General features: G+C 65.0%; 11 protein-coding genes. 4 read left to right on the top strand and 7 right to left on the bottom strand.

Features of this window, described 5'->3' with window-relative positions; all coding sequences use genetic code 11:
- The first annotated feature begins 46 nt into the window (after positions 1-46).
- Positions 47-1165 carry a hypothetical protein gene (locus D3877_RS29510; RefSeq protein WP_147395228.1) on the top strand — a complete coding sequence of 373 codons (1119 nt, stop codon included), beginning with the start codon at positions 47-49 and terminating at the stop codon, positions 1163-1165.
- 219 nt (positions 1166-1384) lie between these two features.
- Here D3877_RS29510 and D3877_RS18715 read toward each other — a convergent pair whose 3' ends face one another.
- The 6 genes from D3877_RS18715 to D3877_RS18690 all read right to left on the bottom strand — a co-directional run bounded on the left by D3877_RS18715 (position 1385) and on the right by D3877_RS18690 (position 6100).
- On the bottom strand, positions 1385-1684 hold the full coding sequence (locus tag D3877_RS18715) for a hypothetical protein (RefSeq protein WP_119832179.1): 300 nt from the start codon (positions 1682-1684) through the stop codon (positions 1385-1387).
- Between the two features lie 139 nt (positions 1685-1823).
- A complete protein-coding gene (locus D3877_RS18710; protein WP_119832178.1) occupies positions 1824-2330 on the bottom strand; it encodes a DUF4405 domain-containing protein in 507 nt (168 codons plus the stop codon).
- A gap of 184 nt (positions 2331-2514) precedes the next feature.
- Positions 2515-2817: a ferredoxin family protein gene (locus D3877_RS18705; protein ID WP_420796906.1), complete on the bottom strand. Its 303-nt coding sequence runs from the start codon at positions 2815-2817 to the stop codon at positions 2515-2517.
- Entirely contained in the window at positions 2814-4115 is a 1302-nt protein-coding gene (locus tag D3877_RS18700) for an FAD-dependent monooxygenase (RefSeq protein WP_119832177.1), read from the bottom strand. The genes D3877_RS18705 and D3877_RS18700 overlap by 4 nt, the downstream gene beginning before the upstream one ends.
- A gap of 28 nt (positions 4116-4143) precedes the next feature.
- Positions 4144-5223, bottom strand: coding sequence for an electron transfer flavoprotein subunit alpha/FixB family protein (locus D3877_RS18695; RefSeq protein ID WP_119832176.1), 1080 nt, complete (start codon positions 5221-5223; stop codon positions 4144-4146).
- A 25-nt stretch (positions 5224-5248) separates the two neighbouring features.
- Positions 5249-6100, bottom strand: coding sequence for an electron transfer flavoprotein subunit beta/FixA family protein (locus tag D3877_RS18690; protein WP_119832175.1), 852 nt, complete (start codon positions 6098-6100; stop codon positions 5249-5251).
- Between the two features lie 510 nt (positions 6101-6610).
- On the opposite strand from D3877_RS18690, the gene D3877_RS18685 reads away from it, so the two are divergent.
- A complete protein-coding gene (locus D3877_RS18685) occupies positions 6611-8323 on the top strand; it encodes a tetratricopeptide repeat protein (protein WP_119832174.1) in 1713 nt (570 codons plus the stop codon).
- Here D3877_RS18685 and D3877_RS18680 read toward each other — a convergent pair.
- The gene (locus D3877_RS18680; RefSeq protein WP_119832173.1) at positions 8286-11324 is read right to left on the bottom strand and encodes a hybrid sensor histidine kinase/response regulator; all 3039 of its coding nucleotides are present in this window, start codon (positions 11322-11324) and stop codon (positions 8286-8288) included. The two genes, D3877_RS18685 and D3877_RS18680, sit on opposite strands and share 38 nt — an antisense overlap.
- Positions 11325-11520: 196 nt before the next feature.
- On the opposite strand from D3877_RS18680, the gene D3877_RS18675 reads away from it, so the two are divergent.
- Complete coding sequence (locus D3877_RS18675) at positions 11521-12366, top strand: BglII/BstYI family type II restriction endonuclease (protein WP_119832172.1); 846 nt, start codon at positions 11521-11523, stop codon at positions 12364-12366.
- A 69-nt stretch (positions 12367-12435) separates the two neighbouring features.
- Positions 12436-12999 carry a DinB family protein gene (locus D3877_RS18670; protein WP_119832171.1) on the top strand — a complete coding sequence of 188 codons (564 nt, stop codon included), beginning with the start codon at positions 12436-12438 and terminating at the stop codon, positions 12997-12999.
- Positions 13000-13074: the final 75 nt, after the last annotated feature.

Raw genomic sequence — 13074 nt, 5'->3', positions numbered from 1 at the left:
GCAACCATCCGCGTTTGAGTGACGACTTCGGCCTTGGGAGGAAAGCATGTCCAACAATTCTTTCGATCCAGAGCAATATCTGGCGGCGAATCCTGACCTTATCAATAATTTTGGCTTCAATGTGGATGCCGCAAAAAAACACTATGAATCACTTGGGCAATATGAAGGTCGGCAAACCGCTTTTGATTCCGCAAAATATTTAGCCAGCAACCCAGATCTTCTGACCGCATTTGGCAGCAACACGAAAAAAGCAACAGAGCACTACATAGAGGATGGATACAAGGAAGGGAGACACAGTGATTTTGATCCAAAAAAATATATTGCCAGCAACCCTGACTTAATTGTCGCCTTTGGCAAAGACACTGAGAAAGCAACGGAACACTATATTGAAAATGGATACAAAGAAGGGAGAACAGTGAGTTTTGACGCCTCACAATACCTATCAGCAAACTCTGATTTGCTCGAAGCTTTCGGTGACGACATCGAAAAAGCAACGGAACACTATATTGAATACGGGCATTTGGAGCACAGAAGTGTAGAGAGGCACGAAACCGATTCGACATCTGGAACAAGCACTATAACAACGACTGGAACGACGACCGGGGGGCTGGCGTCCGTGACCGGAACCGACATGGCCGACCGCTATGTCGCAACATCAGCCACACGCTTTGAAGGGAAAGGCGGTGGAGACAATCTCAAATTGGTTGAGAGGGCAAACGCCGACCAAGTCGTTTACTCCAGCCTCAACGACGGCGCGGCTGGTGGCGCGAAGACAGGGTATGACGAAATCAAAAACTTCCAAACCGGAATTGACAGGCTCATTCTCACCGGCTCAATGCGCACCGCCCTGGATCACAACAACGACTCGCAACTTTCGTCCGTTACCCGCACGACCGGAACCGTAAACCTCAGCACCGACGAACTCATCGTGTTCAGCGGACGCGTCGACGGCCTCATCAGCGAAAGCATGGAAAAAATCCAGCAAGCCATCGGCAGCGTCTCAGGAACAGGCGACGCCCTCCTTCTTGCTCAGGACGAATCAAAAAGCGGCCTGTACGTGGTTCACGGCACCGGACTCACCGGCATCCCCACCGCCTCCAACATCCATCTGCTGGCTGTCTTCGACGACGGCAGCCTGTCGGCCAGCGACATCTTCTTCGGTTAGATTTTCCCGGCCTCTCTTCTCACGCCTAAGCCGGTTTCTCCAGGCCGGGCCATGTGTGGCCCGATCTGGAGAAACCGGCTCAGAGTGGATCGCGCAAAATCGGAATCGATTTGAAGCGTGAATCCTCTCGATAGGCCAAAGACCAAGAGCATCGCCAAACGGACAAGGCGTGAGAAGGGCGCCTTAGAGATCTCTGTGAGCGCCCAGTTCGCTCACGCCTCAATGAATCTTCTGCGCCGCGCCGTGGTCGTTGCGGTAGACGTGGACGTGATAGGCGGCCATCGGGTTGTCGTCCAGATAGCTGAGCAGCGCCTGTTCGGTCTTGGCCGAGGCGTTGCGGATCAGCACCTGCCACGCCGGTTCCATCGTCGCCCGGCGGGTCTCGTCGTGCGGCAGCATGATGAAGCCGCCCCATTCCGGGGTGAAATCCGCCAGATAGCTTTGGGTGTAGTGCTTCATCATCGCCGCGTCGTTGACGTTGACGTTGGCCATGTTTTCAAAGCAAACGCGCAGATCCATCGCCGGTCTCCCCTTGGTTGGCCGGGGCGCGTCCAAGCCGCGCCCGCTTGGTCCACACAGCGTGTCTTGTGAGATATGGTGTGGCCCTCCCCCGCCCGACAAGGGGGGTGGGGGCCGTCTGTCACCAAAGACATGCGCCTTACGGGGTCTTGCGCGTGGCGAGGATCGACGCGACGCCCGCCGCGCCGACGCCGGAGCGCGCGCCGATGGCCGCCAGAGTCTCGCCGCCGACCGCGTCGATGTTGGCGGCGTTCAGCCTGCCGACCGCCTCAACGGGGGTCAGGCCGAAGGCGGGGGCCGCCGCCTCCAAACTGGCGCGGGACAGCGCGCCGAACACCGCGCCGGGGTTGACCGGACTCGTGCTGCCGGTCATGCCGGTGACGACCAGCGACGCCAACAGGCTGACGGCGAAGGCGGCGATGGCGGCGTTGCGCTTCAGATAGCCGACAAAGGCGTTCCAGTTCTTCGCCAGATGCCACAGACCGACCGCCGAAAAGACGACGCTGAGCCATTCGTGGGAAAAGCGGACCAGCCCGGCGTTCCAATGCCCCAGCAGCATGATTCCGGTGACGGTGGAGACGACGAAGGTGACGATCGTGACCGGGGTCACGACGTTGCGGGTGATGGTTTTCAGCGCGATGGCCATGATGGTGTGTCCTGAACGGGAATCAAACGCGACGCCCCCAGGATTGCCCCTGTTTGTAACAGGGTTATGTCCACCATCGCCCGCTTGTGCAACAGCGTGTAACGGATTGATGGGCCAACGATTTGTCAAACGCGCGCGGCCCCCGCGCCGAAGCGAGGGGGCCGCGCGTCGGATTTTTCCACCCTCAACCGAACTTGTAGCTGATGCCGTAGCCGCCGCGCGGGTAATCCCAGGCGATGTTGCCCTTGTCCTGGCAGACCACCCGGCAGGTGCCACATTCCAGGCAACCGTCGGTCGCCAGCGTGACCGAGCCAAGCTCGTTCTTGCTGTAGCAGGCCGCCGGGCAGCAGAAGGTGCAGGCCTGCTTCTCGCAGCTCTTGCAGACGTCCGCGTCCTTGATCTGGATGTGAGGTCGGCTTTCGTCGACGATGTAGCGGTTCTGGTAAAGCTTCTCTTCGACCTTCACCATCGGGACCATCATGTTCATCGCATCGCCCTCACCAGCTTGATTGCGTCACCGACCAGACCGAACACCGAACGGCGCTTGACGAAGGATTTCATGATGCTGACCTCCTTCGTGCGCTTGTCGACGCTGTCCACCGTGAACCAGTTGTGCGCCGCCTGGGTGATTTCGTCCGGGTAGGCGCCGAAGAACTGCTTGTTGGCGTGCATGATGCCGGGCAACTCGCGGTACTTCTTCAGATCCTTGATGATGAAGCTGTCATCCAGCGCCTTCTTGTAGGCGGCGAGGTTTCCGGCGACGAAGGGCTTGCCCGCCTCTTTCAGCGCGATCACCGTTTCCGCCGCCATCCGGCCCGAGGCCATGGCGAGGTTGGAGCCTTCGCGGTGCGCCGCGTTGTTGAAATGCGCCGCGTCGCCCACCACCATCCAGCCGTCGCCGTAAAGCTGTGGGATCGCCTTGAACCCGCCCTCCGGGATCATGTGGGCGGCGTATTCCTTCATCTCCGCCCCTTCGATCAGCGGCTTGATGACGGGGTGGTTCTTCAGATCCTCCAGCATCTTGTAGGGCGTGCAATCGCCCTCCTTGAAGTCGGAGATCAGGCAACCGATGCCGATCGTCAGCGATTCCTTGTTGGTGTAGAGGAAGGCGGTGCCGACCATCCCCTTCGTCACCTTGCCCATGATCTCGATGACGACGCCTTCATCCTCTTTGATTCCGAAGCGCTGCTGGATCAGTTCGGGGTCGATGAACAGGATTTCCTTGACCGCCAGCGCGACGTTTTCCGGCGCGGCCTCGCCCTGGAAACCGCTGCGCTTGGCCAGCAGGGCGTTGACGCCGTCGGCCATGATGACGACGTCGGCGTGGATCTCCCCGCCCTCGCGGTCGGTGCGCACGCCGATCACCTTGCCCGAGGCGTCGCGGATCAGCTCCGTCACCGTGGTTTCGCAGATTTGCAGGCCGCCGACCTTGCGGATCCGCTCGCCCCACCATTTGTCGATGTTGGCGCGGATGATGGTGTAGCGGTTCGGCGTGTCGCTGTTGTACGACTCGGAGCGGTAATTGGTGCCGATGTAATTGTCGTCGCCCAGCAGCCAGATGCGCTGTTCGATGATGTGGCGCTCGGTTGGGCAATCGTCGCGGAAATCCGGGATGATCTTTTCCAACTCGTGGGCGTACATGATGCCGCCCTGGACGTTCTTCGCGCCGGGATACTCGCCGCGCTCAAGCTGAAGAACCTTGAGGCCCTGCTTGGCCAGCGTGTAGGTGGCGGCGTTGCCGGACGGACCGGCTCCGATGACGATGGCGTCGAACTTTTCGACCATGTCCTGAGGCTCCTTTCGCGTCCGGGGGTCAGCCGGCCATCCGGTTGACCGACAGGCGGCGACCGAACGCGTCGGTCAGCGCCGGGAGGATCGTCAGCGCGTCGCCGACCAGCCCCAGATGGGCGAAGTCGAAGATCGTCGCGTTGGGATCGGTGTTGATCGCCAGGATCAGGTCGGATTTTTCCATGCCGACGCGATGCTGGATGGCCCCGGAGATTCCGGCGGCGATGTAGAGTTTCGGGCGCACCGTCTTGCCGGTCTGCCCGACCTGCCGGTCGTTGCCCGCCCATCCGGCCTGAACCAGCGGACGGGTCACGCCGACCTCGCCGCCCAGAACCTTGGCCAGATCGAAGACCAGCTTCAGATTCTCGACCTTGCCCAGCCCCTTGCCGCCCGACACGATGATGTCGGCGAAGGCCAGTTGCGCCTCGTTCTGTTCGCGGTCGGCGATGAAGTTCAGCACCTTGGTGACGACGCTCTCCTCCTGAAGGTTCGGGTAAACCTCCTGAACGCGCCCGGTGCGGCTGTCGTCGCGTTCCGGCATCGCCATCACGCGGGGGCGGACGGTCGCCATCTGCGGGCGGTAGGCCAGCGTTTGGATGGTGCAGAGCAGCGTCCCGCCAAAGGTCGGGCGCGTCGCCGCCAGCGAGCGGTTGTCCAGATAGATGTCGAGTTCGGTGCAATCGGCGGTCAGCCCCGTCACCAGCGTGGTGGCGATGGCCCCGGCCAGATCGCGGCCCAGCGTGGTCGCGCCCAGCAGGACGATTTCCGGCTTGAAGGTGTTGACCACGTCGGTCATCACCCGGCAATAGGGATCGGTGCGGTAATCGGCCAGAACCGGGTCCGTCACCTTATAGACAATGTCGGCGCCATAGCTGATGGCGTCGCCGCAGATGCGGTTCAGGTCCGGCCCTTCGGCCCCCAGCACCACGGCGCCGACCTCCACGCCCAGCTTGTCGGCCAGCTTGCGGGCTTCGCCCAGCAGCTCCAGCGACACGGAATGGACGATTCCCCGCTCCTGCTCCACGATCACCCAGACATTCTGGTAGACCTTGAGATGCTCGGGCAGTTGGAATTTGCGGCCTTGGGGCTTGCTCGGTTCGCTCATCGTCGGGTCTCCGGCGCGTGGATCGTCAAAGCCCGGCCGCAGCGCGGGCGAGCAAATCGTCAGCCAATTTGGGCTGGGCGGCAAAAATGGCGTCGAGGGCGGCGGCGGCCAGCGCGTCCGGGCTGGTTCCGTCGGCCTGGATCATCACGGCCTTTTCCGCGCGCGGCTTGGGCACGAAGACCTTCGACACGACGGTCGGCGAGCCTTTCAAACCGACCTTCGCCTCTTCGGCGCCGGTGAAGTCGCGGCTCCAGGTCTTCAGCTCGTAGCGGGCGGCGCGGAACATGTCGTCCATCTTGCCGAAGCGGATGGTGTTCGTGCCTTCCAGCATGGTGATCATGCAGGGCAGCTTGGTTTTCAGCACCTGAACGCCGCCTTCGGAGCGGCGCTGCACCACGATCTCCTTCGAGGCGAGGTTCAGATCCTCGATCTTGGTGATGTAGGTAAGTTGCTCGAAGCCCAGACGGGTGGCGATGCCGGGGCCGACCTGGGCGGTGTCGCCGTCCACCGTCTGCTTGCCGCAGAACACGATGTCCACCGGCTGCTCTTCGGCCAGCTTCTGAATCGCCGAGGTCAGCGCGTAGCTGGTCGCCAGCGTGTCGGACCCGGCGAATTTGCGGTCGGTCAGCAGAACCGCGTCGTCGGCGCCCAGCGACAGGGCCTTGCGCAGCGAGGCTTCGGCCATCGGCGGACCCATGGTCAACACGGTGACGCGGGCGCCCACCTTGTCCTTCAACCGCAGCGCCTCTTCCAGCGAGAACAGATCGAACGGGTTGATGATGGCGGGGACGCCCTGCCGCATGATCGTGTTGGTCACGGGATGGATGCGGATCTGGGCGCTGTCGGGCACCTGTTTGATACAGACGACGATGTGCATCCCGGTCTCCTTAAAACCGCTGGGCTTTGACGCGGGCGGGGACCCGGATCGACACCGGCGGAACCCCGCGTTGACAGGATGGAAAGCAAGCGGCGTGCCAGCGGTAAATCTGTGGATTTAGTGTTGATATCGTTGTGTTTTTTCACGAGAAACGCTGTGTCGGGTTCCTGTCGCAAACGCGACAAAGCGCCGGGATGTCGGCTTCGTTACAGCCGTCGGCGGACGAACGGTTCGGCGTGATCGCCACCCAGGGCAACGAAGTCAGGTTAACGTGACGTCACCAACCTGGAAGACGGATTTGAGACACGGATGAACACGGATATCCACGGATGAACACGGATAAAAAATGTCACTTCATCCGTGTTCATCCGTGGGCCGACGCAGTCGGCATCCGTGTTTATCCGTGTCAAATCTCGTTTTCTTAATCATTGTTAACCTGACTTCGTTGCCCTGGATCCCCACCCCGAAGGCTGGTCGCTGGGCGGGGCGGCGTGTAAGCTTTCGCCCGCCATGACCGATCCCCTTCTCGACGCCCTCCAACTGCACCAGGGCGGTCGGCTTGCCGAAGCCGCCGACCTCTACGCCGCGATCCTGCGCGACGCGCCCCTGCACGCCGACGCGTTGCATCTTCTGGGGATTTTGAAGGCGCAGCAGGGCGGCCCGGTGCGGGAGTCGGTGGGCTTGATCGCGCAGGCCGCCGCCCTGAACCCCGACGCGCCCAGCTATCGCAGCAACCTGACCAAGGCGGTGCGCGGCGACTGGCCCGCCGCCGCCGCCGGGCTGCGCGACGCCGGGGACGCCCTGTTCGATCACGGACAACCGGCCCCCGCCGCCCGCGCCTACCGCGCCGCCGCGATGATCCAGCCCGACGACCCGCTGGCCTGGGGCAACCGGGCGCTGGCCTGCCGCAACGGCGGCGCGCGGGCCGACGCCGCCGAGCCAGCGCGCCGCGCCGCCGCGCTTGATCCCGCCGACGCCGCCGTCGCCCGGCTGGCCGCCGCCATCCTGCTCGACGCCCGCCATCCCGCCGCCGCCGACGCCATCCGCCGGGCCATCGCCGACGCGCCGACCGACGCCGACCTGAGGCGGGGGCTGGCCGACGCCACCAAGATCGCCGGACGCTACGCCGAGGCCGCCCCGCTCTACCGCGCGGCCCTGACGCTGGATCCGGCGCAGGCGACGGCGTGGTTTCATCTGGGGGTGGTTTTGGGCGACCAGGGGCGGCACGCCGACAGCCTCGCCCCCTATGGCCGGGCGGTTCGGCTTGATCCGACGGCGGTCGATCCGCGCTACAACCTCGCCCACGCCCAGCTTGTCACCGGGGATTGGCGGGCGGGTTGGGAGTCCTTCGCCGTCCGCTTCGCGCGCGGCGTCGCCCTGCCCACGCGCCAACTGCCGCGCTGGCGGGGCGAGCCGCTGAACGGCAAGACCCTGCTGTTTTATGGGGAGCAAGGGCATGGCGACGCCATCCAGATGATGCGCTACGCCCCGTTGATCGCCCAGGCCGGGGGCCGGGTGGTGGTGGAATGCCTGCCGGGGCTGGTCCGTCTGTTCGCCGACGCCCCTGGCGTCGCCGCCGCCGTTCCGCTGGGCGACGATCCGCCCGCCGACGTCCTGTGTCCGATGATGGACGCGCCCGGCCTGTTCGCGACAACGCCCGACCAGTGCCCGAACCGCGCGCCCTATCTGCGGGTTCCCGCCGACGCCCGCCAACCCGCCTTGCCCGAGGACCGCAGCGTCCTGACCATCGGGCTGGTTTGGGCCGGGGATCCGCACAACAGCGACGCCCGATGGAGCCACGCCGACACCCGCCGCAGCGTTCCGCTCGCCGGATTCGCCCCGCTTCTGGACTGTCCGGCCCTGCGGCTGGTCAGCCTGCAAAAGGGGGGCGCCGCCGCGCAGGCCGCCGAAGCGCCCTTCGCCGGGCGCGTCTGGGCCGACGACATCGCCGCCGCCCGTGATTTCGCCGACACCGCCGCGCTGGTCCAGCGGTTGGATCTGGTCATCAGCGTCGACACGGCGGTCGCCCATCTTGCGGGCGCGCTGGGGGTGCCGGTTTGGGTGCTGTCGCGCTTCGACGGCTGCTGGCGCTGGCTGCTCGACCGGGAGGACAGCCCTTGGTATCCAACCGCCCGGCTGTTCCGCCAACCGGCGCTGGGCGATTGGACGCCGGTGCTGCGCGCGGTTACGGCGGCGGCGCGGAGGCTGGCTCCGCCGCCTTGATCCAGGCGATCACCCGATCAAGCTCTTGGCCCGTGCGCTCCACCATCGCGTCGATGCCGTCCAACCGCAGTTCCAGCGCCGCGATCTCCACCGCGTCGGCCACGCTGGCGAGATCGCGCGCGCCGACGGTGCGCGACGATCCGGCCAGCTTGTGCGCCGCCTGCCGAACGTCGCCCCAAATCTGCGACCCCAACGACTCCCGCAACCAAAGATACGACGCCGCGTTCGACGCCACGAACTCGCCCAGCAGTTGGAAGACGAACTCATGGTCGCCGTCGAACATCACGGTGAGCGCGTCGATGTCCAACGGAGGAACGTCCGGCGGAACGTCAAGCGGAGCGTCCTCCGAAGTCGGCGGCGCGGCCTCCTCCTCCCGCCCGGCGTCCTCGCCGCCCGCCGCAGTCTCCGGCAAGGGCGGCAGGAAGCGGTTCAGCACACGGCGCAATTGGTTGAGATCGACCGGCTTCGACAGGCTGTCGTCCATGCCGACGGCCATGCATTTCTGCACCTCGTCTTCCAGCGCGTTGGCGGTGACGGCGGCGATCGGCAGACGGCGGCCATCCCCCGCCGCCGCCTCTTCGGCGCGGATGGCGCGGGTCAGCTCGAAACCGTCCATCTCCGGCATTTGGCAATCGGTCAGCAGCAGGCCGTAACGCCCGGCGCGCCACATCGCCAACGCCTGCGCCCCATCCTCCGCCAGCTCCATGGCGTGGCCGAGCAGCGCCAATTGACGTTGGATGACCCGGCGGTTGGTCGGGTGATCCTCCGCCACCAGAATCAGGCGTCCTTGCGCCCGCGCCTCTTGGATGGTCGGCGGGCGGACGGCGGCGATGGCGGTCGGCGCGGTCGAAGACGCCGGCGTTTCCACCGGCGCGGCGCGACCCGCCGCCGCCAGCACGGCGCGGACCAGATGGGACCGCCGCACCGGGCGGTTGAGCGGCGCGCTTCCCGACGGCGCCAGATCCCCCGGCCCGCACAGCGTCACCCGCCCGCGCACCCGACCGCGCGGATCGTCGTTCAAGGGGCGGGTGTCCACCCCGGCCTCGACCACCAGCGCATCACAGGCGGCGGTCGGCAGCAGGATCCGCAAGGCGGTCTCCGCGTCGGGCGCGTCCACCACCAGCGCCCCGTCGCTGTTCAGGTAACGGGCGAGGAAGCCGCGCTCCGCGTCGTTTGGAACCAGCAGCAGCACAGTCACGCCGACCAACGGGGCCACAGGTTCGGCCAACGCCTCGTCAACCGGCAGATCGGCGGAAAAGGTGAACCAGAAGGTCGAACCGGCGTTGGGCGCGCTGGTGACGCCGATTTCTCCGCCCATCAGTTCGGCCAACCGCCGACAGATCGACAGACCAAGGCCGGTGCCGCCGAACCGCCGGGTCATCGACGCTTCCGCCTGGACGAAGGGATGGAACAGACGGGTTTGGTTGTCCGGGGAAATGCCGATGCCGGTGTCGGTCACGGCGACCCGGATGGTCACGCGGTCGCCGTCGAAATGGGCCAGTTCCGCCTTCACCGTGACCGAACCGCTGTGGGTGAATTTCACCGCGTTGCCGGTGATGTTGAACAGCACCTGCCGGATGCGCACCGGATCGCCCAGCACCAGCGGCGGCAGATCGGGATCGACGAAGGTCATCAGCGACAGGCCCTTGTCCCGCGCGCCCGGCGCCAGCGTGTCGGCCACCCCCTCGACCACCGCCGCCAGCGACACCGGCACCCGTTCCAGATCCAGCCGCCCGGCCTCGATCTTGGAGAAATCCAGGATGTCGTTGATGATGGTCAGCAACGCGCCCGCCGAATCCCGCACGACGTCCACCAGCTCGCGCTGGTCCGTGGTCAGGCTGGTGTGCTCCAGCAACTCCAGCATGCCCTGGACGCCGTTCATCGGCGTGCGGATCTCGTGGCTCATCGTGGCGAGGAACAGGGATTTGGCCTGATTGGCCGCCTCAGCCTCCGCCCGCGCCGTCTCCGCCGCCTGCGTCGCCGCGACCAGGGCGCGGGTGCGGTCGTCCACCTGCTGCTCTAGGCTGCGGTTCAGCTCGGTCAATTCCTCGTACAGATGGACGTTGTCGAAGCCAACGGCGACCTTGGAGCAGAAGACCTCCAACAAGCGCCGCTCGTCCGCCGACATCGCCCGCCGATGGCTGAGGTAAAAGGCCGTCTCGTGACGGCGCGAACCGGAACGGAAGACCAGCACGCTGCGCGCGCGGTCGTAGCGATTGCGCCCGTCGGCCAGAGCCTCGACCACCAGCGCCGCCGCGTCGGCGGGCAGCCCGGCGCTCAAGACCCGCCCCACCGCCCCGGCGTACAGCCCGGCCCCGCCCAGCAACAGCGGCTCGCCGCCGCCCTCCCCGTCGGTCAGACGGCTGACCAGCGCCACCCCGTCGCCGGGTGGGCAGACGCTGACGATCTGCGCCACCGCGTCGTCCACGAAGGCCGCCATCGTCCGCTTGTCGAGCAGGGAGGAAGAGGCGTCGAGAATCCGCTCCAGCCCCTCGCGGTGGTCCTCGATGGCGGTGATGTCCTGATAGCCGCGCAGGGCGGCGACCACGGAGGTGAACAGCTTTTGCGCCGTCAACTCCGTCTTGGATTTGTAGTCGTTGATGTCGTAGCTGAGGATGACGTCACGTTCGGGCGCTTGCCCCGGCTGGCCGGTGCGCAGGATGATGCGGACGCGGCGGTTGTTCATCTCGCTGCGGATGAAGCGGACCAGCCGCAAACCGGCGTCGTCGGATTCCATGACGACGTCGAGCAGAACCACGGCGATGGCCGGATTCTCGCGCAGCACGGTGCGCGCCTCCCCCGCCGTACCCGCCGACAGGAACAGCGCCGGACGCCCTTCAAAGGTGAAGCCGCGCAGCACCATCTTGGTTGTGGCGTGGATCGCCGGATCGTCATCGACGATCAGGATGACCCATGGCTCAACCGGCTCGGGCGGCTCAAGAACGGCGGTTCCGGCCTCGACCGCCGGTTCCTCGTCGGCGAACAGAAATTCGTCGCTCATCCATGCCCCCGCCACCATCGCGCGCGGCGACGATAGCACAAGCAAACAACCCCGTGCCAGTCGGCCCCCGCCAGTCGTTCCCACGCCCAGCCACGCTTCGCCACGGCGACGGGCAACCCACGGAAAGGGTGGATTTGCGGTTCCGCAACCGCCATGGTGACGCCCGCCCGTTCCTCCCGCCACCCGACGCGCCGCCATGAATCTGCTGAGCTGCATCCACGACACCGCCCCGATCATCGAGGCCAAGGATTCCGACCTGGGCGACCTGTTTCCGCCCGGCTTCCTGGATCTGTACGAGGTGCACAGCTACCGCAACGCCGCGCGCATCCTCGCCCACGCCTGCACGGCGGAGTTTCAGGAAATCACCGCCCAACTGATGGCGTTCCGCATCCGCACCGAGGACATTGTGGCGGCGGGCGGCAACAAGTCCCAGATCGCCAAATCCATGGACCTGATGCTGAACCCGCTGGGCTGGAACGAAACGCGGATTCGCGGCGATCTCTTCATCACCAAGATGATCGTCACCCATGAGGAAAAGCGTCGGATCGCCGGAAAGAACCGGGGCCAGACGGTGACGGAACAGCGCCAGCACGACGAGATTTACAAGGTGAAGGGCTTCATCGACGGCCATAAGATCGACTTCGTGAAGGGCCGCGTCGCCTTCGATCTGGAATGGAACAGCAAGGACCAGACCTTTGACCGCGACCTCTACGCGGCGCGCACCTTCTACGAATGCGGCATCGTCAGCGCGGGCGTCCTGCTGACCCGCAGCGCCGAACTGGCCCCGCTGTTCACCGAGGTGGCGCGGCGGGTCGAGATGAAGAATTTCCAAAACAAATACGGCGCCAGCACCACCTGGATGAAAAAGCTGCTCTACCGCCTGGACGCTGGGCGCGGCGGCGGCTGCCCCATTCTGGCGCTGGGCATCCGCCCGGCCCTGGTCTCCGATTTTGACGACTGGAAAGCCCGCCACCCGGTGATCCGCCACGCCGTCGCGCTGGACCTGGACGGCCATGGCGACGAGGATGATGATCTGGGGTGACGAACAAACCAACAAGCCGCGACATCCAGACAACGCGGTCGAACATGACAATGCGAGGAAGACTCTCTCATGCGTCCCACCAACGCCGATTTTGAGGCGAACACCCAAACGCCGCCCCAAGCGTCAGCCCGCGAAACGCTCCGCATGATGCTGCGCTACAAGGCATGGGCGAACGACTTGACCTTCACCAGTGTGATGGCGCTGCCCGAAGGCGAGGCTCTCCGCCAACGCCCAACCCGCTTCGGCAACATGGTTCACACGCTCAACCATGTTTACGTCGTCGATGATATTTTCAAACACCACCTCGAAGGGCGCAAGCACGGCTACACCGCCCGCAACACCGATCAGACCCCGCCCCTTGAGGCGCTGTGGCGGGATGTGCAGGCGATGGACCGCTGGTACATCGACCTTGTTGATTCCTGGGCCGACGCCGATGTGACGGGCTTGGTCCGCTTCACCTTTGTCGGGGGCGGCGACGGGGCCATGACCCGCGAAGAAATCATCCTCCACGTCGTCAACCACGCCACCTATCATCGCGGCTTCGTCGGCGACATGATGTACCAAGTTCCTGTCATGCCGCCGTCGAACGACCTGCCGGTCTTCCTGCGGGACGTTTACCGCAAAGATCGGTGACGCGACAACCGCGCGTCATGCCCTTCGTCATGGATGAACAGAGGAGCGCGATTCTGTTCATCCATGACACTCGCT

Origin of the sequence: Azospirillum cavernae (genome assembly GCF_003590795.1) — a bacterium.
Lineage (GTDB): Bacteria > Pseudomonadota > Alphaproteobacteria > Azospirillales > Azospirillaceae > Azospirillum > Azospirillum cavernae.
This window is presented reverse-complemented; position numbering and strand designations above follow the sequence as displayed.